Source organism: Mesorhizobium sp. WSM4810 (assembly GCF_055811235.1).
The window spans coordinates 161,100-185,646 of the sequence record NZ_JBVVQV010000013.1 but is presented as its reverse complement, the minus strand read 5'-3'; the positions used below and the strand labels follow the sequence as shown (position 1 = coordinate 185,646).

Here is a 24,547-nt window from a genome sequence, read left to right as displayed (position 1 = left end):
TCCGCCACCTCCGCCTCCTCCCGAAGAAGGAATGATTACGGGAGGTGCGGCAGCAGGCTCGTCCGAGACCGGTTTGACCACTTTCCTGGCGGCCACCGGTTTGGGAGCCGGGTTGACGACCTTCCGCGGCGCCGCGGCTCTGCGAACGACCTTCGGCGCCGGCGTGGGTGTCGCCACCAGCGGCGTCGGCTGAAGGGGTGGCCAGGATGTGCAGCCCGTGACCCCCGCCAAGGCGATGGACAGAGTTATCCCGATTGTTGCCTGCTTCAGATTTCTGCCCACCATTGCCTCCTTGCTGATCAGAACAAATCCCGACGCGGATTGGCTTGTTCCCAGACCGCCCTCGCCACTTTGACCAGTTGCTTGTCGACAGAACCGCTCAACGGAATCTTCGACTTGAGTTCCCCACGCAGTTGCTTCAACGCCGCCGCTTTCGCCTTGGTCCCGAATTTTGCCAACGTCGCCCGGGCATCAGGCAGCTCATTGCGAAGATCGAGCGCAACTGTGAATGCCAGGAAACGCACGGCGACGGCCTGATCGGCCTTGTCGCCCTTTTGCATCTCGAGAGCCGCGCGGTCGTAGGCGCCGGACTGGTCACCGCGCGAGGTTGCCAGTTCAAACAGACGTTGGGCTTCATCAAGGTTCTGCTCCACGCCAACGCCATCACGGTACATGCGCGCAAGACTGGCCGGCGCATACGGCTGGCCGAGGTCGATGGCCTTCTGAAAAAGCTCCAGCGCAGCCTTCGGATCCTTCTCGACGCCCCGGCCGCTGAGGTAATTGCGACCGAGCAAGTTCATCGAATACATATCCTGGCGCTGGACGCCGGCCTTGAGGAAGGCAACGGCACGGGCCTGGTCGGCGGGCACGCCGTTGCGGCCTTCGGTGAAGATCGCGCCGAGATCGTTCATGGCATAGGTGTGCCCCATCGCCGCCGCCTTGAGCAGCAGGTCCAGCCCCTTGCCGGTGTCGCGCTCGACACCGTAGCCATGGAACAAGGCACGGCCCCACGACGTCATCCCGTAGGGATCGCCCTTGTCGGCCGCAGCGGCGTAGAAGGTGTTGGCCTGCTTGCGGTCGGCAGCCAGGCCCGTTCCCGTCGCGTAGAGGTAGCCGAGCTCGAACACCGCGCGCACGTGCCCCCTGTCGGCGGCCTGCTGGATGGCTTTCCTGGCCTGGTCCACCTTGCCGGCTGCAAGCAGCGCGCGTCCCAGTTCATAACGGAAGCGGGCGACATCGGGATACGCCTTCACCGCAGCCTCGCACAGCTTCACCGCGTCGGCGCCGATTTCATTTGGCAGCAGGCCGGGGACGACGCCCTGAAGGTCGAGAGGCTCGCCGGCAGCCAGGTCGCACGGATCGACGCTCGGCGACAGTTTCATCTTGGCGGGTTTGGCTGCTCCGCTGTCCGCCCGAATTTCGAAGGCGATCTCGACCGGTGCGCTGGCTCCGATCTGGGGTTCATAGCGCAGCCCCTCGACTTCGCCGACCGTCAAGCTCGATTCGGGCGACAGGGTGCGATCCGGCAGGGAGAGCGTCCCCGTTGCGGGATAGTTTGTGACTTTCAGGCTGACCGCCGCATCGTCTGTCGGGACGTCGAGGTTCAGGGCAACGGCGCCGACGCCGACCGGAACGTCGACGTCCCGGTTCTCGATCGCCTCGGCCGCACCGGTGACATGAATGCCGCGCTGCAGCACCTGCTGCTTCTGCTCGGCTTCGAGCGAGGCCATCACCTGTTCGCCCTCGGCTCCTTCGCCGCTCTTGACCCGGAACACCAGCATGCCCTTGGCTTCGCCGCCCCAACTGTCGCGTGCGGCGTAGGCCAGCATATCCATCTCTTCCGGCTCGCCAGTTCCCTTGGGGACATCCAACTGCAAACGCGGCAGATCCTTGCCCTGGATCAGGTCTCCCGCCTCGATGACCTTGCCGTCCAGCATCAGGCGTCCCAGGGCGGGTGGTCTTTCGATGCTGACGGTTATTGTCCCGCCATCGACCTGGACCGGTTCGGGAAGGTCCAGATCGATGGGGCCGGCCCCGGACAGCACGACCTTCTCCAATACCGGCGGCAGCGATGGGCGGCTGATGCGACGCATCAGAACGACTTCGTCGATCAGCGAAGAGTTCTCCCAGGGAACCTGCAGGCCCTTGGTAGCCTCAACCACATCCCGGCGGACGGCCGACATGACCGTGCGGATCTCCTGGTTCGGGGCGAGCGCGCGACGAGAAAACGCCGATGAAAAAGGACTGAGGTCGCCGGCGCCGTCATAGGCGACCGCGCCGGGTTCGGTGGCGAAAGCGATCAGTGTGTTCAGTGAGCTTCTTACTTGCGCAAGGCCGGTGCCGCTGGCGGTAAGAAGCTGGTCCCTGAGCCAATAGTCCTTGCGAGGGAATGGATTGTTGCGGCAGGCATCGAGGATGATCACCTGGATCTTCGATTTCGAACGCATCTGCTGCAGCACATCGTTCAGCTTGATTGCCTGGACCTCGACGTCCGCCGCATCTTTCAACGAGGCATCGACAGGGATCAGGAAATTTTCGCCGCCGATCTGAAAGCCGTGGCCGGAATAGTAGACGACAGCCACATCCGCGCCGTCCACGGCGGCAAGATAGTTGCGGAACTGATCTTCAAATTGCAGCTTTGTAAGATTGCTCGCGACGAAAACATCAAAACCAGCCGCTCGAAACGTGTTGGACACGTCGACCACATCTTTGGCCGGGTTCTTGAGGGCCGAGATTTCCTGGTAATCGGAGTTGCCGATTACAAAGGCGACCCTTCGTTCGACTGCAGAAGCATCGAAAGTCGTGACGCTTGCGAGCATCAGGGCCGCAACGAAACCGCAACGTCGGAGCATGGCAAATCCCTTAACCGTCGTTACCTGGCGACCACAAGAACACAGCTTGCAGTGCCAAGGTCCGTTAGAGAGCATGCTATCTGCCGAGACAGAAAAGAGAGAAAAGCCGTCGCGACAGCGGTATATTCCTCACTTGATCGATCCCTAAATTACATCAGAGGCCGAGTGTCCGCAATGATCGTCAATCGGATTCTCGACCTGGCTGTTTTCCGTGGCCGATACGGTCCCCTCGGGCCGCGCGCGGCCGGCATAGCCTTGACTTGCGCATGCATCACGCGTCAGGGCGCCTGAGGTTTTCCACTGCTAATGTCAGCCTGCCCCTGATTTTTCCTAGCCACCATTTCCGCGACTCAATTAGCGTCTGCTTATGGAGCATCGGCACGCCATTCGACGGAACAAGGAAGGGCTTTGGGAGGTCTACGACATAGACGACGATAGGGTGGTCTTCGCAGAAGGGGTGGCTCTGACAGATTTGCTGGATGAGGAGGCGCTCGACGCCCTGGAGTTGCTAAAGGGTGGATTCCTGGTTCCGAGCAGCGCTCCCAAGGCCAGTTGACACTTCCCCAAGGAATACGCCGAGGCGCCGCGAGATGGGGCTGAAGGCGGATCGCCGACACGCAAAAGCGCCGCCGCCTGGCGGGCTCCTGGATGCGTTCGCTCGTCGAGATCTATTTTCGGCCACGTCGCAGCCGCGATACAGACGGTGTGGATCAATTTGCGAGGCTCATCGCGCCGCAGCGTGGCAAAACGAAAAATTCTCCTTCGTTTGGTTGATGCCGGAACAGTGCTTCGTCCGTAAGTTCGTGCTATATATTAGCAGGAGCTGTTATGAGGTTTTTGCCGGTTCAGGAGCCTACCAACACATGGGCCGTGTTCGACACGACGGTGGATGTGCCGGCGCACTTCGCTGGTATTTGCCTTATCGGCTTGCCGCGGGAGCGGGCAGAGTGGCTCGCAGCAAGGGCCAACCAAGATGCGTTGGCAAGAAGCAGCAGGATCGGCCGGCTCTCGTCTCCGGAGACTGAGCACGCCGTGCTGCCGATACGCAAATGCCAGAAATCGCTTACATCAGCAGGAGGGGTTTCAACGACGGGGGAAGAGGCCGCGGCGTTGGCAGCCGGGTACCAGCAGCCACCGTAAGTCCGATATCACCAGCGATACAGCCATTGGTTCTGGGCAAGACCATCCAGCTTGCCCGGTTCCTGCCGGAAAGATCGCGGTTATTGCTGATCCGGCATCTCGGTATTCTCTTGGGGGTTCTTTTCGATGCCCGCGGCAGGCGAGGTGTCGGCCGGGGCGTTCCCACCCTGGTTTTGCTCAGGGGCTCTTGTGAGTGGCGAGGTGCGCCAGCCCATATCGGCATACAAAAAGCCAATGAGAAAGCCGACGATAATGATCGCTGCTATGACCAGCGAAAGTATGGCGTTACGTCGCTCCATGTCCGGCTCCTTCCTGCGAGCCGAACAGCCAGTATCGAAAATGGTTCCCATCTACCATGGATGCGCGGGCCTTGCCGTACACGTTGCACACCGAAGAAGCATCCTGAAGCTGGCGGTCGTGGAACTTCGCACCGTGCCGACGGTTGACATGTATGCGCTGTGAGCGGTGAACGAACCCATGCTTTCTTTCCGTCGCAGCAGGAAGGAGACACCATGACCAACAAGAATACCACATCGAAGCCGGCCATCCGGCAGGCAGATGCCGCCGGCTTGCGACGTCCAAGCCGGGACGCTGACGATACGGATGCGGGAGCGAAGCCACCAACGCCGAAAAGCGCGGGAACATCGAAGCCCTCGACCGCTCCGCTGGACAATCCGGTGGCCAACCGCAATGCCGGCCGGCCGCGCCAGCAAGGCGCCACGCCGCGACCGACCGAAAAGCCGCTGGACTGAAGGGCAAACGAGCTAGGACGTCGGGACCAATTCCGCCAAGGCTCTGAGAATGGCCGCCTGATCTGCCGGCTTGCGAACAAATCTAGCGTTGGCGAACGCGGATGGAACATCGCGCGGCCCAAAGCCGGTCAGGCACGCGAACGGAATATGGCGGGTTTTTAGTTGTTCTGCGATCGCCAGGCTGGTTTCGCGATGCAGTTGAACATCCAGCAGCGCCACGTCGACAGGATTTTCGCCGATAAGACGAAGGGCCGCCGCCACCGAAGGGGCCGGGCCGATCACCTGATGTCCCGAATCGCGCAGACAAGCAGCGATGTCTTCGGCGATGAGCCATTCATCCTCGACCACCAGAACGCGCAGCGGGTCGGTCACGGCGTCTCCTTGCGCATCATCGGGAATGTGATCTGGACCTCAAGACCGTCACGCTTGAAGGTGGTCTCGACGTTTCCGCCAAGCCGGTAGCCGATCTCACCCTGCAGCAGGGAAAGTCCGAAGCCGCTAACTTCAGGTTTTCTGACCGGCGGCCCGCCTCTCTCGCGCCAGGCGAGCGTGAACATATCGCCCTCGCCAGACCATTTCAGCACGATCCTGCCCTCGGGCTTCGACAGCGCGCCATATTTGGCGGCGTTGGTCGCCAGTTCATGAATGGCCATGCTGAGGGAAAGACCCTGTTGCGGGCTAAGCTTCACTTCAGCGCCGTCAAGTTCGAACCGGTCAATGCTGAAAGGTTCGAGTTCCTGATGCAGCAGTTCCTTGATCGAAGCTTCTTTCCAGCGCTCCTTCGACAGCAGACCGTAAGCCCGCGACATGGCGTGCAGGCGACCGATCAGCGCTTCGGCGAACTCTTCCTTCGATTCCGAACTTTCACGGGTGCGGTTGGCGATGCTGGCGACCACCGCCAGCATGTTCTTGACGCGGTGGTTCAGCTCCGAAATGAGCACCCGGTTTTGCTCTTCCGTCTCGGCCAATGTGGTGACATCGACCAGCGTGACCACGACGCCCTGGATCCTGTCGTCCTTGTCGCGATACGGATTGATGCGAACCATATAAAACCGGCCCCGGTCGTCGCGCGCCAGATGATGGTTCAGGGTCTCTCCGGTTTCGAAGACGGCATCGATATGCGGTTTCAGCTCGGGATAGTCGAGCTGGCTCGAAAGCTCGGTCAGCGGCCGGCCGACGTCGGAGGGACGCAGGCTGAAGAAGGACGAGGCCGGCGGAGTAAAGGTCCGCACCACCAGATTGCGATCGAGGAAAATGGTTGCGATCTTCGTGCTCTCGAACAGATTCCGCAAATCGCTGTTGGCGCGATCGAGTTCCTCTATCTTGTTGGTCAGTTCCGAATTGATGGTGTTGAGTTCCTCGTTGAGCGACTGCATCTCCTCCTTCGAGGCCTCGAGCTCCTCATTGGTCGACTGCGCCTCCTCGTTGACGGAGACCAGTTCCTCGTTCGAGGATTTCACTTCTTCCAGTGCGGTTTCGTACTCCTCGATCGTCGATTGCAGTCGCTCCCGCGTTTCGCGTAGCTCCCGCTCGAGATCGGCAGTGCCTTCGCTGCTACGGTTTTCGGGCCCGACATCGGACCGCGCCTGCACCGGCCCCGTCGGTTCGAACAGGACGAGATAAAGCCGTTCGCCCTTGCCGCGTTCCGCCAGGGGCTCGACAGTGAGTTTGATCGACTGGGCCTGTTCGTCGTCCTCGTCGACGACGACATTTTCCCGCACGACAGTGCGGCGCGTCGTGGCGGCTTCCCGCAACGCTGCGCGCAGGTCGAGCCTTAGGCCGGCGCGGGCCAAAGTCAGCACCTGCCGGCTCGGAATGCCTTGCGGCGCCTCGAGATAGCTGCCGGTCCGCGCCGAATAGTAGACGACGTCACCGTCGCCATTCACCACGACATGCGGCGGCGCGAAACGCTCCAGCACTTGTGCCTCGACCGCCTGTCGAAGCGGATAGCTGGCGGTTCGCTTGTTCGGCCCCGTTCCTTCAGGCAGGAAGGCGCCTGAACGGCCATCGCCGATCAGCATCGGCAGCCTAATGTGTGGCGAGGCATGCTCGCGCGCCTGAAAAATGCGCTGCTTCTTGTCGACGGTGGCGAAGAGGTCGTCGTGCTGGCCGACGCTTTCGGACGTGCCGAGGAAAAGATAACCGCCCGGCTTCAACGCGTAGTGGAAGATCGGAATGACCCGGCTCTGGATGTCCGAGCCGAAATAGATCAGCAGGTTGCGGCATGAAACCATGTCCATGCGTGAAAAAGGCGGGTCGCGGACGATGCTGTGAGGGGAAAAGACGCACAGCTCCCGGACCTCGTTGGCAAGCACGTGGCTCTCGCCGTCGCTGCTGAAAAAACGCTGCCTGCGCTCGGGCGAGACGCCCTGCAGCAATGCTGCCGGGTAACGCGCCGCGCGCGCCACCGCAAGCGCGGGCTCATCGATGTCGGTCGCAAATATCTGGACGCGTGGCACAACCGAAAGCGTCTCCATGTGTTCGCGCAACAGCATGCCGATCGAGAACACCTCCTCGCCGGTGGCGCAGCCAGGCACCCAGATCCTGACGGCGTCGCTGGCGGTCTTGCCCTCGAACAGCTGCGGTACGACCTTCTCCTCGAGCAGCTTGAACGCGTCGGGATCACGGAAAAAATCGGTGACGTTGATCAATAGGTCACGAAAAAGGTTCGCCACCTCGCGAGGGTCCTTCTTCAGCCGTTCAACATACTCTTCAATGGAATCAAGCTGTCCGATCTGCATGCGCCGCTTGATGCGCCGCAGGAATGTCTTGGTTTTGTAGCCGGAGAAATCGTGGCCGGATTGGCCCTGCAAGATGCCGTAGATCTCGTCGCGGAGCCGACCGAGTTCTGCCGTCTCGTGTTCGCCGTCTCCGGCAACCCCGTTCAGCATGTCGAAGCTGCGGGCGAACCCCTCGAGCTTCGCGCCGATCTCCTCCGCCGGCGCCGCAATGTCGATCAGCCCGCTGGAGATCGCACTTTTCGGCATGTCCGGATTGCGCGGGCCGTAGCCGTCGGGAGCCTGGGCGACCGTCAGTCCGCCACGCTCCTTGATCGCCTTGGCGCCAAGCGTGCCGTCAGAGTCGCCGCCCGACAAAATGACGCCAACGGCATATTCGCTCTGATCCTCGGCCAACGCGCTAAAGAAGATATCGATCGGCTTGCGCTCGCGGCTGAGCACGTTGGATGGCCGCAGGTGCAGCACTCCCCGCTCGATCGTGAGCACGACGTTTTGCGGCATCACATAGACGTGGTCGGACAGGACAGTGGTGCCGTCCTCGACGACGACAACCGGGAGTTGCGTGTAACGTCCGACGACCTCATGAAGCAGGCTTTCGCGCTCGGGGCTGAGATGGGTGACGATGACGAACGCCATGCCGGGCTGGCCGGTGATGCCTTTGAACAGGCCCTCCATTGCAGGAATGCCGCCGGCCGACGCGCCGACGCCCACAATTGGAAATCTCTTCACCTGAGATGTCACCGCAAGCCCTCGGTTGGACAGCCTAGACGACAAGGCCGCCAAATCGACCCAAAGCCCACTACCGGGCTGAACGCAACGCCCAGCATATAACGTGCGCGAGGGCCGGAACAAGCCCGTGCAGACGGCGTTAAAGTCGGGATTATTGTGGAACTCCAATGTCAAAGCGCACACCTGAGCTGAAGCTGACAAGACGAGCGTCGTTGCGCTTCGAGGATCTGCTGAGTTTGCCGGGAAACGAATCCATTCCGCCGCGCATGCTTGTTTTGGCGAAGCGATTGCAGGCAGCCTTGCAGGAACATTCCGAACAGGCTCGTGCGGACACTTGCAAATCCCGCTCGAAGAAAGGGCGATGAGGTGCGCGATCTCCGAGGAGTGCGCATCCTGATTGTCGAAGACGATTGGGTATTGGCCGGCGATCTTGCAAGATATTTCGGCAATATGGGCGCGGTCGTCCTTGGCCCTGCGGCGACGGTCGAACACGCCTCCATGCATACCGAGGTGGCTGAGGCCGCGATCCTCGACGTCAATCTCAACGGCCGGCGGGTGTTTCCGATCGCCGACGAACTGATGCGCCGCGGCGTTCCCTTCGTCTTTTTCAGCGGTGACGAGGACATCGTCATTCCCGAACGTCTCCGCCACGCCAGCAATCTTCGAAAATCGTCGGATAGCTACGCCGTCTTCGACGCCTTGTTCCCTCCGGAAAAATCCGCCCTTGCCGGTCGCCCTGCCGTGAACTTGTCGGACAACGTGTTTTCACTTCTGCCGAAGCTCAGGCTCGCGGCGCGGCTGCTTCTGGGCGACGTCGGTGCTTCCGATCGGCTGGTCGAGCGAACACTGGAGCGCGCCATCGGCGAGATCGACAGGCGGCGGCCCGGTGTATCGACCGAAGACTGGCTGAACGGCATCATGCGAAACATTGCCGGATCGGGCGGAACCAGCCTGCTGCACTGAGATTGGTTTTCTAACAGTCTGAAAAGTAGGCGAAAACAGCCATCTATAGTTAAGCCCTCTATCAGAACGCGAGGCGCGCCTAAGAGCTACCCGACAGCGCTGAGTAGCAGCTTCCTCAGCCGTTCTGGCGGTCGATGAATTTGTTGAACCGGCTGTTTTTTCCGGAGCCTGTTTCGTCCTGGTAAAGGAAAGTCAGATCGTTCTCGTCGAAAATCCGGAAGAACTCATCCCATTCGATGGGTTCGAGCTTCTCCTCGGGCTCGCCAAAATCGATCCGCAAGATGCCGCCCTCGCCCCTGGTTCGTACAACCGCCGGTCGGCCACCACGATCTTCGGCCCACTGGCGGATCTCGTCATGATTGGTGGTTGTCTTCGATTCAGACATTGGAACCTCCTTTGATCCAGACCTTGCAGGCGTGTGGCCTCCTGGCTTGCGCCCACGGGCCGCCCACGGACCGGATGACCGCCCCTAACACCAAAGGAGCTGCAATGTTCCAGCGCATCGCCCAGGCTCGTTCGCCATGCGTTCACCTCAGGTTGCAGCCTCGCCAAAACCATCTTTGTTGAAGCAGAGGGAACAAACCTTTTGCCAAACAGTTCGGGGCGCCAAGGCCAACTGCGTAAGGAGTTGTCGTGAAACGCATACTGGTTACAGGAGGGTGCGGTTTCATCGGCCGCCACGTCGTCCAGGAACTCGTTGAACATGGTTATGCCGTCTGCATTCTCGATGCGCTGCTGGAACAGGTGCACGGCAGCGAGGCGATCAGCCTGCCGGCAGGAGCCGAACTGATCAAAGGCGACGTTCGCGATCGCGCCGCCGTCGCCGAGGCGCTGCAGGGCGTCGACGCCACCGTTCATCTCGCCGCCGAGGTCGGCGTCGGCCAGTCCATGTACGAGATCGCCCGCTATGTCGGCGCCAACGACCTCGGCACCGCCACCCTGCTCGAGGCACTGATCAAGCATCCGGTCGAGAGGATCGTCGTCGCCTCGTCGATGAGCGTCTACGGCGAGGGTCTCTATGCCACGCCAGGCGGTCGGCGCGTCGACAATGCACGGCGGCAGGCCAGCGACGTCAAGAGCGGCCAATGGAATCCGCTGTCGGCGGCGGATGAAAGCCTGTCGCCGCTGCCGACAGACGAGGAAAAGCCGGTCGACCTCGCCTCGATCTATGCGCTGACGAAATATGCCCAGGAGCGCGCCGTGCTGATCTTCGGCGATGCCTATGGCGTCGACGCGGTCGCGCTGCGCCTGTTCAACGTGTTCGGCGCCGGACAGGCGCTGTCAAATCCTTACACCGGCGTTCTGGCGAATTTCGCTTCACGCCTCGCTAACGGCCAGCGGCCGATGATTTTCGAAGATGGCGAGCAGAAACGCGATTTCGTGCATGTGCGTGACGTCGCCCGCGCGTTCCGCCTGGCGCTGGAACAACGCCAGGCGCGCGGCCACGTCATCAACATCGGCAGCGGACGGACCTATGCGATCAGCGAGGTCGCCCGGCTGCTCGCCGACGCTATGGGTGTGCCGGACCATCGGCCTGAAATTCTCGGCAAGGCGCGCGCCGGCGATATCCGCAATTGCTTCGCCGACATCTCGAAGGCGCGCGAACTGCTCGGTTTCGAGCCGCAGCACCGGCTGGAGGATTCACTCGACGAGTTCGTCGCATGGGTGCGCAACACGGCCGCCATCGACCGCGGCGCCGACATGAAACGGGAACTCGAAGAGCGGGGACTGGTATCATGAAGCCGGACGGTTTTCGTGAAGCGCCGGTTGCCATCGTCGGCGGCAGCGGCTTCATCGGCTCGAACCTCGCCGACAGCCTGTTGTCGGATGGGGTGCCGGTGCTGGTCATCGACAATCTCAGCCGCCCGGGCGTCGACCAGAACCTGGCTTGGCTGGCGCAGAAGCACGGCAATCAACTTGCCGTGGAAACCGCTGATGTCCGGGACGAAGACGTGCTGGCGCCGCTTTTGGCGCATGCCAGGGCGATATTCCATCTCGCCGCGCAAACCGCCGTCACCACGAGCCTGGCCCAGCCAAGCGAAGATTTCGACATCAATCTGCGCGGGACCTTCAACGTTTTGGAAGCGGCTCGCCGCAGCGGCAGACGCATTCCCGTGATCTTCGCCAGCACCAACAAGGTCTATGGCGGCCTGCCCGACGTCACAGTGCGCGAAGAGGACGATCGGTGCGTGCCCTGCGATGCCGGCATCCGCGCCAACGGCATAGACGAGGCCTGCGGCCTGGATTTCTGCACCCCCTATGGCTGCTCCAAAGGCGCGGCCGACCAATATGTGCTCGATTATGCCAAGTCGTACAATCTGCCGACCGCGGTCCTGCGCATGAGCTGCATCTACGGGCCGCGCCAGTTCGGCACGGAGGACCAGGGCTGGGTCGCCCATTTTCTGCTCAGCGCGCTTTCCGGCCGGCCGATCACGATCTACGGCAACGGCAAGCAGGTGCGCGATATCCTTCATGTCAGCGACGCCGTTGCGGCCTATCGCGGGGTACTTGCCCGGATCGACGCCATCCGGGGCCAGGCATTCAATCTCGGTGGCGGACCGGGCAACGCCGTCAGCCTGCGCATGCTGATCGAGGAGATCGGCGAGCTGACCGGGCGGAACCTCTCGATCCGCTACGACCGGGAACGCACCGGCGACCAACCTTTCTTTGTCGCCGATACCCGCAAGTTAGAAGCGACGCTCGACTGGAAAGCGCATGTCTCCTGGCGCGACGGCGTCCGCGATCTCGCCGACTGGCTCCGGCGTCATCGCCTCGAGCCTGAACCAGCGAGGTACGTGGCATGAAAGTCGCCCTGGTCAATCCGTTCTGGACCTACGAGGACAGCATCTATTTCGGCTGCCGCCAGCCACATCTGCCGCTGGAATTGGGCTACTCGAAAGCCTCGCTGGAGGCCGACGGCCATCAGGTGCTGATGCTGGACGGGCAAATCCAGAAGCTCGACAACGCGGCACTTGCCGATCGCGTCGCCGCTTTCGCACCGGCCATGACCGTCGTCAGCACGGCGCCGACCTATTTGTTCTGGCGCTGCGCGCCGCCCGAGCTGCGTGTGCCGGCCGACTTCCTCAACCGCCTCGCCGGGCGCGGCGGCCGCACAGTGGCTGTCGGGCCGCACGGCTCGGCGACGCCGGCGCCGACGCTGCGCAAGCTGGGCGTCGATGTCGTCGTGCGCGGCGAATGCGAAGAGGTCATCGCAGAACTCGCCCGCCGTCACGATTGGAGCGCCGTGCCACACACCGCCCACCTCGACGAGGGGAAACTTGTCGGCAGCGGCGGCGTTCACGCCAGTTCGTTTGTCGATCATCCGCCGCTCAGCTGGCCGTCCGATTGGATTGCCGCGCATTTGCACCATCACCACCGGTTCGACGACGATCAGGTTGGTTTCGGAGCGGAGGTCGAGGCGTCTCGCGGCTGCCCCTACAATTGCAGCTTCTGCGCCAAGATCGATTTCCGCGACGCCTACCGCCGCAGGAACCACGATGCGATCACCGCGGAAATCGATCGGCTCATCGGGCAAGGCGTCGGATACATCTATTTTATCGACGAGATCTTCCTGCCGCAGAAGGCGCTGCTGGAGGCGCTGGTCGATCGCGACGTCAAGTTCGGCGTGCAGACCCGCATCGATCTTTGGAAGCCGGAGCTCCTGGAACTGCTGGGTGCCGCCGGCTGCGTTTCGATCGAAGCCGGCCTGGAAAGCCTGACGGTGGAAGGCCGGGCCATGCTGGCAAAGCGTTGCCGGCTGGGCACCGAGGAACTGGCCGCTTTGCTGGTCAATGCACGATGTCACGTTCCGTTCGTCCAGGCCAATCTGATCGGCGTCGTCGAGGACGATCCGGCTCTGGTCGATCATTGGCGCAAGCACCTCATCGACCGCGGCGTGTGGGCCAACGAGCCGGTGCCGCTCTATCCCTATCCCAGTTCGCCCAGCTATCGCGAGCTTTGGGGCGAGCCCGACGATCTCGCCTGGGAGCGCGCCCACGAGCATTATCTGGCCTCGTTCCGGACGTTCAGCGATATCCAGGAGAAGCGCCCCCGCGCGCTGGCCGAGTTGGAGGCGACATGTTGCAGTCACTGATCCGCCGCCCGCGGCGAATCCTGATGACCGTCGATGCCGTCGGCGGCGTCTGGCGCTACGCGCTCGATCTGGCGCGGGAGTTGGCTCATGGCGGCGACAGCATCGTGCTCGCCGGGCTGGGCCCGGAACCGTCGGAGGAGCAGGCGAAGGAGGCACAGGCTTTCGCCGGCCTGGCGTGGCTCAAGACACCGCCGGACTGGATGACCCGCGATGAGGACGATCTGGAAATGTTGCCGCAGGAACTGCGCGCGCTCGTTGGCGATTACGCGATCGAACTCGTCCATCTCAACGCGCCGACGCAGGCCGTGGGACTTGATCTGCCCTGCCCGGTCGTGGCGGTCTCGCACTCATGCGTCGTGACCTGGCTCCACGCCGTCAGGGGACGGGCTGCGGACGGCGAATGGGCCTGGCAGAAGGACCGCAACAGACGCGGCTTCGATTGGGCCAATGCGGTAGTCGCACCCAGCCGCAGCCATGCCGACATGCTCGAGGCCTGCTACGGGCCGATCGCCCGCCTGAGCGTTGTCAGCAACGGCACACGGCCGGGTCCAGAGGCAGAGCGACGCGAACCGGTGGTTCTCGCCGCCGCGCGCTGGTGGGACGAAGGAAAGAACGCAGCCACGCTGGACCAGGCAGCAGCGCTGACGAAATGGCCGGTCTTTGCTGCCGGGCCGCTCGAGGCCGCCGATGGCCAACGCGCCAGTTTCAGCAATGCCGTTCCTCTGGGCTCGGTCTGCCACGATGAGGTGCTGCGATTGATGGTGCGGGCCGGCATCTTCGTATCGCCGTCCATCTACGAACCCTTTGGCCTTGCCGCTCTGGAGGCAGCCACATCAGCAACACCCCTGGTGCTTGCCGACATCCCGACCTATCGCGAATTGTGGAATGGCGCGGCCATGTTCTACGACGTCCGTGATCCACGCGATCTCGCCAGGTGTGTCGATTGTCTCTCTGACGACGCCCAACACAGGCACCGGCTCGGCGAAGCCGCCGCACGCCGAGCCCGCAGGTTTTCACCAGCAAGGCAAGCGGCGGCCATGCACGACATCTACGATCGGGCCGCCCTGGCCGTTGCGGAACGCTGACAATGCGGTTCCTGTTCTATACCCATTCGGCCGTTTCCGACTGGAACCACGGCAACGCACATTTCCTGCGCGGCATCATGCGGGAGCTTGTTGCACGCGGGCACCAGGCGATCGCGCTGGAGCCAGCAGACGGCTGGAGCCGTTCGAACCTGCTGGCAGAGAAAGGGCCCTACGCGGTCGAGCGCTTCAGAAAAGATTTTCCGGAGCTGATGTCGGTGACCTACGACGCGTCCTTCGACCATGAAGGCTGGATTGCCGACGCCGATGTGGTGATCGTCCACGAATGGACCGACCCGGACCTTGTCGCGCGCATCGGCAGGGCCAGGGCGAATGGAGGCGGTTTCACGCTTCTGTTCCATGACACCCACCATCGCGCCGTCTCGGCGACGCAGGCGATCTCGGCTCTGCGGCTGGAGCAATATGACGGCGTGCTGGCTTTCGGCGAGGCGTTGCGGGAAAGCTATTTGCGCGCCGGCTGGGGCAAACGTGCTTTCACCTGGCACGAGGCGGCGGATGAGCGCCTGTTCAGGCCGCACCCGGGGATCGACCCTACAGCCGACCTGATCTGGATCGGCAACTGGGGCGATGACGAGCGCAGTGCCGAAATCAAGGAATTCCTGATCGATCCAGTCGAAGAACTTGGCCTGCGTGGCACTGTTCATGGCGTGCGCTATCCACGCGAAGCGCTCGCCGATCTTGCCGCCGCCGGCCTGAGTTACGAAGGCTGGATTGCCAATGCCGACGTGCCCAAGGCATTCGCGGCCCACCGCGTTACCGTCCACATCCCGCGGCGCCCATATCGGGAGACCCTGCCCGGCATCCCGACGATCCGCATGTTCGAGGCGCTCGCCTGTGGCATCCCGCTCGTTTCGGCGCCTTGGGCCGATGTCGAACAACTCTTCAGGCCAGGCATCGACTTTCTTTTCGCGCGCGACGGTTCCGAGATGTGCCGCCATCTTCGCGACGTGCTGGACGATGCTGACCTGGCCGCCTCTCTGGTGAGATCCGGCCTCGAAACCATCGGGAGGCGACACACTTGCCGGCACCGGGCGGACGAGCTGTTCGACGTGCTCGCCGAATGCGGCAACCGCCAAGCCATCGATCGCATCGCCAAAGAGGAGACAGTCGCATGAAGATTGCATTTTATGGATCGAGCCTGCTGTCGTCCTATTGGAACGGCGCGGCGACTTATTACCGTGGATTGCTGAAGGCTCTTTCTCAACTTGGCTACGAGATCACGTTCTATGAACCGGACGTCTACGACCGGCAGAAGAACCGCGATATCGAGGCACCGGACTGGTGCAACGTCGTCATCTACGAGGCGACCCCGCATGCGCTGATGCAGGTGGCAGCAAGCGCAGGCGAAGCTGATATCGTCGTCAAGGCCAGCGGAGTCGGCTTCGAAGACGAGGCGCTGCTGCGCGCCGTACTCGACCACGCCCGGACGGATGCGCTGACAGTGTTCTGGGATGTCGACGCACCGGCCACTCTGGGCCAATTGCGCGACGAGCCGGATCACCCCCTGCACCGCGCGTTGCGGGAGATCGACCTTGTCCTCACCTATGGCGGCGGCGATCCGGTCGTCTGGGCCTATCGTGCGCTGGGGGCTGCCGAATGCGTGCCGATCTACAACGCGCTCGATCCCGAAACGCACCATCCGGTCGCGAAGGACAAGCGTTTCGCCTGCGACCTCGCCTTTCTCGGCAACCGACTGCCGGACCGTGAAGCACGCGTCGAAGCCTTCTTCCTCGATCCGGCCAACCGTTCGGGCGATCAGCGTTTCCTGCTCGGCGGATCTGGTTGGGGTGACAAGCAGCTGCCGGCAAATGTCGCATGGCTCGGCCACGTCGGGACGCGGGACCATAATGCGTTCAACGTCACCCCCAAGGCGGTGCTGAACATCAGCCGCGACAGCATGGCCGCCAACGGCTTTTCGCCTGCCACGCGCGTCTTCGAGGCTGCCGGTGCCGGCGCATGCCTCATCACCGATGCCTGGCTCGGCGTCGAATTGTTCCTGGCCCCCGGGGAAGAGATCCTGGTGGCGCGCGATGGCAATGATGTCACTGAGATCTTGCGCACCCTCACCCCCCAGCGGGCAAGGGCGATTGGCGCATCTGCGCTTCGGCGTGTTCTCGCCGAGCATACCTATGCGTTAAGGGCCGCTGTCGCCGACGCTGTCTTCAGGCGTCATTTCGAGCGCCCCACCGTCGAGGCAGCGGAATGACCCAGCGGCTCGACATCGTCTTTCTTGGCCTGTCGTTGTCCTCTTCATGGGGAAACGGCCATGCCACGACCTTTAGGGGGTTGCTGAAGGGCCTGCACGAGCTCGGCCATCGCGTCACCTTCCTGGAGCGGGACGTGCCGTGGTATGCAAACCATCGCGATCTGCGCGACCCGGATTTCTGCACGTTGCGCTACTACGAAACGACGAACGATCTTCGTCGGACCTATGCCGGCTGTCTGCAACAGGCCGATGTCGTAGTGGTCGGGTCGTTCGTTCCGGAGGGGCGAGCCGTCATCGACATCGTCGCGTCCCTGTGCACGGGCCAGTTCTGCTTCTACGACATCGACACGCCGGTCACGCTGGCCAAGTTCGCCGCGGATGATTGCGACTACCTATGCCGGCGGCAGATCCCGTATTTCGACGTCTATTTCTCGTTCACCGGCGGGCCAACACTCGCCCGATTGGCGGCGGACTTCGGTGCACGGTGCGCCGAGCCGCTCTACTGCTCCGTCGACCCGGAGCGGCATCGCCGAACGGCCGATCCGATCTGCTGGGACCTTGGCTATCTCGGCACTTACAGCTCGGACCGGCAGGCGACGCTGGATGCTCTCCTGCTTGAACCGGCAAGACGCATGCCGGACCGTCGCTTCGTCGTGGCCGGCTCGCAATTCCCGTCCGAGACCGTCTGGCCAAGCAACGTCGATCGCATCGAGCACCTGCCGCCGGCGGACCACGCCTCGTTCTACAGCCGCCAGCGCTATACGTTGAACGTCACGCGCAGCTCCATGATAGCGGCTGGGTGGTCTCCCAGCGTACGCCTCTTCGAGGCGGCTGCCTGTGGCACAGCGATCATCAGCGATCGCTGGACCGGTCTGGACAGCTTCTTTCCGACAGCCACGATCAACACGGCGGGCCAAGCCGAAGACGTGATCGATATCCTGTCCAGCCAATCCGACCGCGTCAGGCTTGCTTTGGCCAAGCGAGCGCGTGCAACGATCCTGGCGGCACATACAAGCGCCGCGAGAGCCCGCGAATTCGTTTCGCTGCTGGCGCGGCCAAGATCGGCACGTCCAGCGCTCGATCTGAACATCGAAAGTGCAGCATGACTGGCAGACAGGAGAAAATAGAGATGCGGCAATCAAGAAGGACACAACGGACCAGAACGGCGCTTGTCGCCGGCGGCGCGGGTTTCCTCGGTTCGCATCTTTGCGAGACACTGCTTCAGGCCGGGTGCCGTGTGATCTGTGTCGACAATTTTCTTACCGGTCGGATGGAAAACATCGTCTCGATGCTGGACAGTCCTCGTTTCCGGCTGATCGAGCAGGATATTTGCCGACCATTGGACCTTGCTGAGCCGGTCGACCGCATTTTCAACCTGGCGTGCGCCGCATCGCCGCCGCGCTACCAGGCTGACCCGATTCACACCACGCGGACCTGCGTGATCGGAACCCTCAATCTACTTGAGCTTGCCGCCCGAAACAATGCGCGCCTCCTGCAGGCATCGACAAGCGAAGTGTATGGCGATCCGGAACAGCACCCGCAAACGGAAGACTATGTGGGTCACGTGAACTGCACCGGTCCTCGTGCCTGCTATGACGAGGGCAAGCGAACCGCCGAAACCTTGTGCTTCGACTATTTGAGAACCGAAACGGCCGACATCCGGGTCGCGCGCATCTTCAACACCTATGGTCCGCGGATGGATCCTGCCGACGGCCGGATCGTCTCGAACCTGGTGATGCAGGCGCTCGAGAAGAGACCGCTGACGATTTTCGGCGACGGGCTGCAGACCAGGTCGTTCTGCTACGTCTCCGATCTGGTCGAGGGTCTGGTCCGCCTCATGGATGTCGATCCCAATCCGAGCCAACCGGTCAATTTGGGCAATCCCGGGGAATTCACCGTTCTTCAACTGGCCGGATTGGTGAGGGATATGACCCACAGCAACTCGGCCTTCAAATTCCTGCCACTGCCGCAAGACGATCCTCGCCGGAGGCAACCGGACATTTCCCGTGCAAAAGCCCTTCTCGACTGGTCGCCAAAGGTGCCACTCAAGCAAGGCCTGATGCAGACGATCAGCTATTTCATGGAGCTCGAGACCAGCCGTAACGAGGATCGAGTCTCCCCAATGGCGACAAGCGTGAGGTCCGTTTCAGGCCGACTGCAAAACCTGCCGGCCTGAAGTCGGGGAGAGCTATGCCCTCGGGCATGGTGAGACTCCCGACAGGCGTCTTCACTTTTTCTCATTGTGGGAACATCCGGTCTAGCTCGCCGTTGGGCGAATATCGGCAGGGAGAACGGACCCGTGCATCGAAAACGATCCGCCAGGGACATCGAGCAAATGGCAGAACGGGAAGCGGCTGCCTTTCTGAGACGTGCCTCGATCACCTACCTCGAATGCTGTGTGAGCCTGATGATGACGCATCTTGAGCGCGAGGAAGTGGCCTCCATCCTGGAAAAAGAAGCGGATATGCTGCGAACGCTCGATTGAGGCTCGCGTCGCTCAGGCTTCGATCGGCCCAGGCAACGCAAAATACAGGGCGCAGCTTTGATCCGAATAGAGGTTGGTGATTTTTCCAGGTCGCAAGGAACATTCCTGGCAGCTGACAGTTCGGCGCGAGGAACTTACCTTCAACAGCGATGGCGGCAGTTTCGTGGGATCAAAAAAGGTACGGATTGGAATAGCCGGCGTCGGCAATTGCGCGTCTTCCCTTGTCCAGGGCCTCTCATACTATCGGGACGCCAGCGGCAATGAGCCGATACCGGGCCTGATGCATGCTGATCTCGGCGGCTATCATGTCGGCGACATCGAGGTGGTTTGTGCTTTCGACGTCGCCAAGGGCAAAGTCGGGCGCGATGTGGCGGAAGCCATTTACAATGCGCCCAACAATACCTTCCGCTTTGCCGATGTTGCGGCAACCGGCGTTCGCGTCGAGCGCGGACCGACACTTGACGGCATCGGCAAATATCTGCGCGATGAGATCGAGGAGGCAGAAGAACCGGTCGCGAATGTCAGCGCGCTGCTTCGGGAAAGCGGCGCCGACGTACTGGTCTCATATCTGCCGGTCGGCTCGGAAGAAGCCACGCGTTTTTATGCAGAGTGCGCGCTCGAGGCCGGCTGCGCCTTCGTCAACTGCATACCGGTTTTTATCGCATCGCGGCCGGAATGGCGCCGGCGCTTTGAGCAGCGCGGTCTGCCGCTGGTCGGCGACGATATCAAAAGCCAGGTCGGCGCGACGATCGTGCACCGGTTGCTCGCCAATCTGTTCCGCGAGCGCGGCGTCCGCATCGACCGCACCTACCAGCTGAATTTCGGCGGCAACACCGATTTCCTCAACATGCTGGAACGCGAGCGGCTGGAATCGAAGAAAATCTCCAAGACACAATCCGTAGCCAGCCAGTTCGACGTCCCCCTGGAGGCCGGCAACATCCATGTCGGCCCCAGCGACCATGTGCCCTGGCTTACCGATCGAAAATGGGCCTACATCCGCGTTGAAGGCACGACGTTCGGCGGCGTGCCGCTGAATGCAGAGCTCAAACTGGAAGTATGGGATTCGCCCAACTCGGCCGGGGTCGTTATCGACGCTGTCCGCTGCGCCAAACTGGCGCTTGACCGCGGCATCGCGGGGGCGCTGACCGGCCCTTGCAGCTATTTCATGAAGTCGCCGCCCGAGCAGTTCACCGATGCCGAGGCACGCCTGCGCACGCTGTCTTTCATCGCCGGGAGGGACGAGCCGATGCTTGATGCCGCGGAATGACGACGACGTTCTTCTTGATCCGCCATGCGGCGCACGACAATGTCGGCGACTATCTTGCCGGACGCATGGCTGGAGTTTGCCTCGGCGAAGCCGGCAGGGCACAAGCCTCGCGCCTTGCCAGCCACATGGCGCCGCGGCCGCTGGCGGCCATCTGTTGCAGCCCGCGCGAACGAACACTGGAAACCGCAAAACCGATCGCAATCGCCTGCAATCGCGAGAAGATTACAATCCGCCAGGAACTCGATGAGATCGACTTCGGCGCCTGGTCGGGCAAGACCTTCGAAGAGTTGAGCCAGGACGCCGACTGGCTGACGTGGAACAGTCAACGCCAACAGGCGAGGACGCCCGGCGGCGAGACAATGCTGGACGTCCAGCAACGTGTCGTCTCGCTGATGCAGCAGCTCCGCAAACGCTACCAGAACCAGTCCGTGGCACTGGTCAGCCATGCCGACGTGATCAAAGCCGCCGTCTGCAAGGTGCTCGGCTTGCCGCTGGGAGACTGTTTTCGCTTCGATATCGACCCCGCTTCGATCACCACGGTCGTGTCCGGTGACTGGGGCTCCAAGCTGATCCGACTGAACGAAGCCGCCTGACGAGGACTGCCGGATGCGTATGGTCATTTTCGGTCTCACCGTCACCTCCTCGTGGGGAAACGGACACGCGACGCTGTGGCGCGGGCTGATCCGTGCGCTCGGTCGCCTGGGCTGGTCGGTCAGCTTTTTCGAACGCAATACCCCGTACTATGCCGGCGCACGCGATCTTGACCATCTCGATGGCGGCAATGTCGTTCTCTATCCGGAGTGGGAGGACATTCGCCATGTCGCGGAACAGGCTATCGGGGAATCCGACGTCGTCATCGTCACGTCCTATTGCCCCGACGCCGTGGAGGCATCGCGCCTGGCGCAGCAGGCCTGTCGCGGGCTGAAGGTTTTCTACGATCTCGACACTCCCGTCACGCTCGCCCGGATAGAACAAGGTCTACGACCGGCCTATTACGGGCCCGATGGCCTTCACGATTTCGACCTCGCCCTCAGTTATACGGGGGGAACCGCAATCGATGCGCTGAAAACGCTGCTGGGCGCCCGCCGAGTCTTGCCTCTCTACGGCCATGTCGATCCCGACCGACACCGGCCGGCCCGGCCCCGGGCTGAATTCGCCGGGGATTTGTCCTATCTCGGAACGTATGCGGCCGATCGCCAGGCCGGCGTCGAAAAGCTGCTGGTCCGCACGGCAGCGCGCCTGCCGGACCGCCGTTTCGTCATCGGCGGCGCCCAATATCCGCATGAATTTCCGTGGGGCGAAAACATCTTCTTTGTCAGGCACCTTCCGCCTGCGGATCATCCGGCCTTCTTCTGCTCATCGCGCCTGACGCTGAACGTGACGCGCGAGGCGATGGCCAAGAGGGGCTGGTGTCCTTCGGGCAGGCTGTTCGAGGCGGCAGCCTGCGGCGCGGCGATCGTGAGCGACACCTGGCCCGGGCTGAGCAGTTTTTTCCAGCCCGGCAGCGAGATCATCCTGGCGGACAGCACCGACGACGTGGTCGCGGCAGTCGGCTTGCCTGACAGCGAAGTCGACGCCATCCGGCGCCGGGCGCGCGAGCGGGTGTTGGACGAACACACCTCTGCGCAGCGCGCCAGGGAACTGGACCGCCTCCTGTCCGATTCATTGCCGGGCTTGGGACAGGGCTTGGCGGGGGGCGAGCCGTTGAAGGAAGCAATCTGATGTTGGGCATCGTGCCCGCCGCCGGCCGCGGCAGCCGCATTCAACCGCTCGGCTTCTCAAAGGAGCTCCTGCCGGTCGGCAGCCGCATCGACGGCCAGACCGAGCGTCCTTGCGCGGTGAGCGAGTATCTGGTGCGTCGCATGGTGCGCAACGGTGTCGACAAGATCTGCTTCGTCATCGGATCGGGAAAATCAGACATTCTCGAATACTACGCCGCCGGCTACGGCGACGCCGCCGCATTGTTTGTCGTGCAGCCCAACCCCGTCGGTCTTTGCGACGCGATCTTCCGCGCCGCGCCGCTGGTCGCGCCGGACGAGACGGTTCTGGTCGGCCTGCCCGACACGATCTGGTTTCCGGAAGATGGCTTTTGCCGCCTGCCGGACGACCGGCTGTCGTTTTTGCTCTTCCCGGTGGATCACCCGGAACTCTTCGATGCCGTCGTTCTCGACGGGGATGACCGGGTGAAGGAGATCCAGGTCAAGCAACAAGGCGCTGCATCGAACTGGATCTGGGGGGCGTTCAAGATGCCGGGCCGCATACTTCACCAGCTTGCCGCGCTTTGGCGCGAGCGGGATCAAAGCGACGAATATGTCGGCACCCTTATCAACGCCTATCTGGCGGCCGGCGGTGAGGCTTGCGGCGTCAAGGCAGGCACCGCCTATGTCGACGTCGGCACGTTCAACGGCTACCGCACCGCACTTCGGCTGCTCGAGAACAACGACACTACGTTGGAGGACACGAAAAACCTCATGTTCGTGCTGCCGGGGCAAGCGCAGATACCAAGCCATCCAGGCGAAGGAGGCTAGCCATGCTGCATTCGAACGCCGAAATCCGCCGCCGCATCGATGCCCTTGGCCCGTGGTTCCACAACATGGAACTGGCGGGCGTCGAAACGGCCCCCGACCATTTCCTCGGCAATTATCCGCTGATCAAATGGCGCAAGTTCGCCGACGCCATTCCTGCCGATCTGTCCGGCAAGGCCGTGCTCGACATAGGCTGCAACGCCGGCTTCTACTCGATCGAAATGAAGCGACGCGGCGCCGGCCGCGTCCTCGGCATCGACTTCGATGAAGCCTATCTGGCGCAGGCGCGCTTCGCCGCCGAAATCGCTGACTGCGACATCGAATTCCAGCAGCTTTCGGTCTACGACGTTGGCGCCCTGCGGGAGAAATTCGACATCGTCCTGTTCATGGGCGTGCTTTATCACCTGCGCCACCCGCTGCTCGCTCTCGATCTGATCCGGGAGCACGTTGCCGGCGACCTGATGATCTTCCAGTCCATGCAGCGCGGCAGCATCGAACTGCCTGTACTCGATGAGAATTATCCTTTCTGGACCCACGATCTGTTCGACCGGCCGGAGTTTCCGAAGCTGCATTTCGTCGAGCATCGCTATGCCGACGACCCGACCAACTGGTGGATTCCCAATCGCGCCTGCACAGAGGCGATGCTGCGCAGCGCCGGCTTCGAGATCGTGCTGCACCCGGAGCAAGAGGTTTATTTCTGCCGCGCCGCCGGTGAGCCGGCCTGCGGCGGCGCCGTCTACCCGTCGAAAGGACCACTTCATGATTGAAGCCGCGATGATCTGGAACGAGCCGAACAACAAATCCCATTGGGATCCCGAACTCGACCCCGACTGGGGCCGCTTCGCCAACATGGCAATACTGGCCGCCGATGCGATCGCATCGGCAAACCCGGCCGTGACCAGGATACTGGGCGGCATTTCGCCGATCGATGCCGATTTCATGGCGCTCATGAAGCAATACGGGGTGCTCGATCATGTCGATGCCGTCGGTGTGCATGGTTTCCCACTCGACTGGAATCTCTGGCAGATTCAGGAATGGCCGCAGAAGATCGGCGAGATTTCGACCGTTACCGATCTTCCCGTATGGGTCAGCGAAGTTGGCGTGTCGAGCTTCGGGGCGGAGGAGGTGCAGCTCTGGGGTTTGCGTCGGAGCGCCGAACTGCTGCTCGGCAATGCCTCGCGCGTGCAATGGTACAGCCTCTACGATCTTCCGCGCGAATGGGGGGCAACGACGCGTCATCGCGAGGCCGAAGGCTCCTCCTACTATCGCCACTTCTACATGGGCCTGCTCCGCGAAGATGGCACGCCCAAACCCGCGCTCGAAGAATTCCTGCGTTACTTACCCGGGATGGGGCTGGTGCAATGGTTCCACTTTGAAGATCCCCGGCTGGACGACGCCGTCGCCTGGATGAAACGGCTGGGCGTCACCAATCTGCGCACCGGGCTTTCCTGGGCCGACAGTTTCAGGCCGAATGCGCTGGATTGGTACGACCGGCAGATGGAAGCACTTGCCGATTTCGACGTGACCATCACCTTCTGCTTCACGCCGGAGCACCGCGGAGTGATGCCGCATCACACCAGTCCGCCGCTGGTGCCGGAGGAATTTGCGGAGTTTTGCGCGACGATGACCCGCCGCTATGCTCCCGCCATCGCTGCCTCGCCGGTCAGAGCGGTGCGGGCTTCGGCAGCATGAGT

Annotated in this window: 24 protein-coding genes; 19 read left to right on the top strand and 5 right to left on the bottom strand. The window is 62.3% G+C overall.

Going from position 1 to position 24,547, the window contains the following annotated elements; genetic code table 11:
* The coding region (locus AC0L3O_RS20020; RefSeq protein WP_473616393.1) for a hypothetical protein at positions 1 to 193 on the top strand (193 nt) is incomplete at its 5' end.
* A gap of 106 nt (positions 194 to 299) precedes the next feature.
* On the opposite strand, the gene AC0L3O_RS20015 is transcribed toward AC0L3O_RS20020, so the two are convergent.
* Both AC0L3O_RS20015 and AC0L3O_RS20010 read right to left on the bottom strand, forming a co-directional pair.
* Positions 300 to 2,819: a caspase family protein gene (locus tag AC0L3O_RS20015; protein ID WP_473616392.1), complete on the bottom strand. Its 2,520-nt coding sequence runs from the start codon at positions 2,817 to 2,819 to the stop codon at positions 300 to 302.
* Positions 2,820 to 4,072: 1,253 nt separating this feature from the next.
* Positions 4,073 to 4,291: a hypothetical protein gene (locus AC0L3O_RS20010; RefSeq protein WP_128172239.1), complete on the bottom strand. Its 219-nt coding sequence runs from the start codon at positions 4,289 to 4,291 to the stop codon at positions 4,073 to 4,075.
* A 213-nt stretch (positions 4,292 to 4,504) separates the two neighbouring features.
* On the opposite strand from AC0L3O_RS20010, the gene AC0L3O_RS20005 reads away from it, so the two are divergent.
* Complete coding sequence (locus tag AC0L3O_RS20005) at positions 4,505 to 4,744, top strand: hypothetical protein (RefSeq protein WP_473616390.1); 240 nt, start codon at positions 4,505 to 4,507, stop codon at positions 4,742 to 4,744.
* A gap of 12 nt (positions 4,745 to 4,756) precedes the next feature.
* Here the strand turns inward: AC0L3O_RS20005 and AC0L3O_RS20000 are convergent, their stop codons facing one another.
* Together AC0L3O_RS20000 and AC0L3O_RS19995 are read right to left on the bottom strand one after the other, a co-directional pair.
* The gene (locus AC0L3O_RS20000) at positions 4,757 to 5,116 is read right to left on the bottom strand and encodes a response regulator (RefSeq protein ID WP_287345938.1); all 360 of its coding nucleotides are present in this window, start codon (positions 5,114 to 5,116) and stop codon (positions 4,757 to 4,759) included.
* A complete protein-coding gene (locus AC0L3O_RS19995; protein WP_473616389.1) occupies positions 5,113 to 8,211 on the bottom strand; it encodes a CheR family methyltransferase in 3,099 nt (1,032 codons plus the stop codon). Before AC0L3O_RS19995 ends, AC0L3O_RS20000 begins: the two co-directional genes overlap by 4 nt.
* A 167-nt stretch (positions 8,212 to 8,378) precedes the next feature.
* Here AC0L3O_RS19995 and AC0L3O_RS19990 point away from each other — a divergent pair, with 167 nt between their 5' ends.
* Both AC0L3O_RS19990 and AC0L3O_RS19985 read left to right on the top strand, forming a co-directional pair.
* Positions 8,379 to 8,576 carry a hypothetical protein gene (locus AC0L3O_RS19990; RefSeq protein WP_023801270.1) on the top strand — a complete coding sequence of 66 codons (198 nt, stop codon included), beginning with the start codon at positions 8,379 to 8,381 and terminating at the stop codon, positions 8,574 to 8,576.
* A 1-nt stretch (position 8,577) separates the two neighbouring features.
* Positions 8,578 to 9,174, top strand: a complete 597-nt coding sequence (locus AC0L3O_RS19985; protein ID WP_287050427.1) for a response regulator — start codon at positions 8,578 to 8,580, stop codon at positions 9,172 to 9,174.
* Between the two features lie 115 nt (positions 9,175 to 9,289).
* Here AC0L3O_RS19985 and AC0L3O_RS19980 read toward each other — a convergent pair whose 3' ends face one another.
* The gene (locus AC0L3O_RS19980) at positions 9,290 to 9,559 is read right to left on the bottom strand and encodes a hypothetical protein (RefSeq protein ID WP_473616388.1); all 270 of its coding nucleotides are present in this window, start codon (positions 9,557 to 9,559) and stop codon (positions 9,290 to 9,292) included.
* Between the two features lie 248 nt (positions 9,560 to 9,807).
* On the opposite strand from AC0L3O_RS19980, the gene AC0L3O_RS19975 reads away from it, so the two are divergent.
* The 15 genes from AC0L3O_RS19975 (at position 9,808) to AC0L3O_RS19905 (ending at position 24,545) form a co-directional block, all read left to right on the top strand.
* Complete coding sequence (locus AC0L3O_RS19975) at positions 9,808 to 10,914, top strand: NAD-dependent epimerase/dehydratase family protein (protein WP_473616386.1); 1,107 nt, start codon at positions 9,808 to 9,810, stop codon at positions 10,912 to 10,914.
* Complete coding sequence (locus AC0L3O_RS19970; RefSeq protein ID WP_473616384.1) at positions 10,911 to 11,978, top strand: NAD-dependent epimerase/dehydratase family protein; 1,068 nt, start codon at positions 10,911 to 10,913, stop codon at positions 11,976 to 11,978. Before AC0L3O_RS19975 ends, AC0L3O_RS19970 begins: the two co-directional genes overlap by 4 nt.
* On the top strand, positions 11,975 to 13,267 hold the full coding sequence (locus tag AC0L3O_RS19965; RefSeq protein WP_473616383.1) for a TIGR04295 family B12-binding domain-containing radical SAM protein: 1,293 nt from the start codon (positions 11,975 to 11,977) through the stop codon (positions 13,265 to 13,267). Before AC0L3O_RS19970 ends, AC0L3O_RS19965 begins: the two co-directional genes overlap by 4 nt.
* A complete protein-coding gene (locus tag AC0L3O_RS19960) occupies positions 13,252 to 14,352 on the top strand; it encodes a glycosyltransferase family 4 protein (RefSeq protein WP_473616382.1) in 1,101 nt (366 codons plus the stop codon). Before AC0L3O_RS19965 ends, AC0L3O_RS19960 begins: the two co-directional genes overlap by 16 nt.
* Before the next feature lie 2 nt (positions 14,353 to 14,354).
* Complete coding sequence (locus AC0L3O_RS19955) at positions 14,355 to 15,485, top strand: CgeB family protein (RefSeq protein WP_473616381.1); 1,131 nt, start codon at positions 14,355 to 14,357, stop codon at positions 15,483 to 15,485.
* Positions 15,482 to 16,576 carry a CgeB family protein gene (locus AC0L3O_RS19950; RefSeq protein WP_236378475.1) on the top strand — a complete coding sequence of 365 codons (1,095 nt, stop codon included), beginning with the start codon at positions 15,482 to 15,484 and terminating at the stop codon, positions 16,574 to 16,576. Before AC0L3O_RS19955 ends, AC0L3O_RS19950 begins: the two co-directional genes overlap by 4 nt.
* The gene (locus tag AC0L3O_RS19945) at positions 16,573 to 17,682 is read left to right on the top strand and encodes a CgeB family protein (RefSeq protein ID WP_023801261.1); all 1,110 of its coding nucleotides are present in this window, start codon (positions 16,573 to 16,575) and stop codon (positions 17,680 to 17,682) included. The genes AC0L3O_RS19950 and AC0L3O_RS19945 overlap by 4 nt, the downstream gene beginning before the upstream one ends.
* A 23-nt stretch (positions 17,683 to 17,705) precedes the next feature.
* The gene (locus AC0L3O_RS19940) at positions 17,706 to 18,752 is read left to right on the top strand and encodes a UDP-glucuronic acid decarboxylase family protein (RefSeq protein ID WP_473616379.1); all 1,047 of its coding nucleotides are present in this window, start codon (positions 17,706 to 17,708) and stop codon (positions 18,750 to 18,752) included.
* Positions 18,753 to 18,911: 159 nt separating this feature from the next.
* A complete protein-coding gene (locus AC0L3O_RS19935) occupies positions 18,912 to 19,061 on the top strand; it encodes a hypothetical protein (RefSeq protein WP_202363653.1) in 150 nt (49 codons plus the stop codon).
* Between the two features lie 163 nt (positions 19,062 to 19,224).
* A complete protein-coding gene (locus AC0L3O_RS19930; protein ID WP_091590805.1) occupies positions 19,225 to 20,328 on the top strand; it encodes an inositol-3-phosphate synthase in 1,104 nt (367 codons plus the stop codon).
* Positions 20,325 to 20,921 carry a histidine phosphatase family protein gene (locus tag AC0L3O_RS19925; RefSeq protein WP_473616378.1) on the top strand — a complete coding sequence of 199 codons (597 nt, stop codon included), beginning with the start codon at positions 20,325 to 20,327 and terminating at the stop codon, positions 20,919 to 20,921. Before AC0L3O_RS19930 ends, AC0L3O_RS19925 begins: the two co-directional genes overlap by 4 nt.
* A gap of 13 nt (positions 20,922 to 20,934) precedes the next feature.
* Positions 20,935 to 22,050 carry a CgeB family protein gene (locus AC0L3O_RS19920; protein ID WP_473616377.1) on the top strand — a complete coding sequence of 372 codons (1,116 nt, stop codon included), beginning with the start codon at positions 20,935 to 20,937 and terminating at the stop codon, positions 22,048 to 22,050.
* Positions 22,050 to 22,856: a sugar phosphate nucleotidyltransferase gene (locus AC0L3O_RS19915; protein ID WP_027153514.1), complete on the top strand. Its 807-nt coding sequence runs from the start codon at positions 22,050 to 22,052 to the stop codon at positions 22,854 to 22,856. The genes AC0L3O_RS19920 and AC0L3O_RS19915 overlap by 1 nt, the downstream gene beginning before the upstream one ends.
* Before the next feature lie 2 nt (positions 22,857 to 22,858).
* Complete coding sequence (locus tag AC0L3O_RS19910) at positions 22,859 to 23,620, top strand: TIGR04290 family methyltransferase (protein WP_473616376.1); 762 nt, start codon at positions 22,859 to 22,861, stop codon at positions 23,618 to 23,620.
* The gene (locus tag AC0L3O_RS19905) at positions 23,613 to 24,545 is read left to right on the top strand and encodes a glycoside hydrolase 5 family protein (protein ID WP_473616374.1); all 933 of its coding nucleotides are present in this window, start codon (positions 23,613 to 23,615) and stop codon (positions 24,543 to 24,545) included. Before AC0L3O_RS19910 ends, AC0L3O_RS19905 begins: the two co-directional genes overlap by 8 nt.
* Positions 24,546 to 24,547: the final 2 nt, after the last annotated feature.

Bases quoted from the DNA above. Each gene is read 5' to 3' on its own strand.
- AC0L3O_RS19920 (WP_473616377.1), top strand. From the start codon at position 20,935: ATGCGTATGGTCATTTTCGGTCTCACCGTCACCTCCTCGTGGGGAAAC.
- AC0L3O_RS20005 (WP_473616390.1), top strand. From the start codon at position 4,505: ATGACCAACAAGAATACCACATCGAAGCCGGCCATCCGGCAGGCAGAT.
- AC0L3O_RS19970 (WP_473616384.1), top strand. From the start codon at position 10,911: ATGAAGCCGGACGGTTTTCGTGAAGCGCCGGTTGCCATCGTCGGCGGC.
- AC0L3O_RS19925 (WP_473616378.1), top strand. From the start codon at position 20,325: ATGACGACGACGTTCTTCTTGATCCGCCATGCGGCGCACGACAATGTC.
- AC0L3O_RS20015 (WP_473616392.1), bottom strand. From the start codon at position 2,819: ATGCTCGCAAGCGTCACGACTTTCGATGCTTCTGCAGTCGAACGAAGG.
- AC0L3O_RS19965 (WP_473616383.1), top strand. From the start codon at position 11,975: ATGAAAGTCGCCCTGGTCAATCCGTTCTGGACCTACGAGGACAGCATC.
- AC0L3O_RS19910 (WP_473616376.1), top strand. From the start codon at position 22,859: ATGCTGCATTCGAACGCCGAAATCCGCCGCCGCATCGATGCCCTTGGC.
- AC0L3O_RS19915 (WP_027153514.1), top strand. From the start codon at position 22,050: ATGTTGGGCATCGTGCCCGCCGCCGGCCGCGGCAGCCGCATTCAACCG.
- AC0L3O_RS20010 (WP_128172239.1), bottom strand. From the start codon at position 4,291: ATGGAGCGACGTAACGCCATACTTTCGCTGGTCATAGCAGCGATCATT.
- AC0L3O_RS19960 (WP_473616382.1), top strand. From the start codon at position 13,252: ATGTTGCAGTCACTGATCCGCCGCCCGCGGCGAATCCTGATGACCGTC.
- AC0L3O_RS19955 (WP_473616381.1), top strand. From the start codon at position 14,355: ATGCGGTTCCTGTTCTATACCCATTCGGCCGTTTCCGACTGGAACCAC.
- AC0L3O_RS19950 (WP_236378475.1), top strand. From the start codon at position 15,482: ATGAAGATTGCATTTTATGGATCGAGCCTGCTGTCGTCCTATTGGAAC.
- AC0L3O_RS19945 (WP_023801261.1), top strand. From the start codon at position 16,573: ATGACCCAGCGGCTCGACATCGTCTTTCTTGGCCTGTCGTTGTCCTCT.
- AC0L3O_RS19905 (WP_473616374.1), top strand. From the start codon at position 23,613: ATGATTGAAGCCGCGATGATCTGGAACGAGCCGAACAACAAATCCCAT.
- AC0L3O_RS19980 (WP_473616388.1), bottom strand. From the start codon at position 9,559: ATGTCTGAATCGAAGACAACCACCAATCATGACGAGATCCGCCAGTGG.
- AC0L3O_RS19935 (WP_202363653.1), top strand. From the start codon at position 18,912: ATGGCAGAACGGGAAGCGGCTGCCTTTCTGAGACGTGCCTCGATCACC.
- AC0L3O_RS19990 (WP_023801270.1), top strand. From the start codon at position 8,379: ATGTCAAAGCGCACACCTGAGCTGAAGCTGACAAGACGAGCGTCGTTG.
- AC0L3O_RS19940 (WP_473616379.1), top strand. From the start codon at position 17,706: ATGCGGCAATCAAGAAGGACACAACGGACCAGAACGGCGCTTGTCGCC.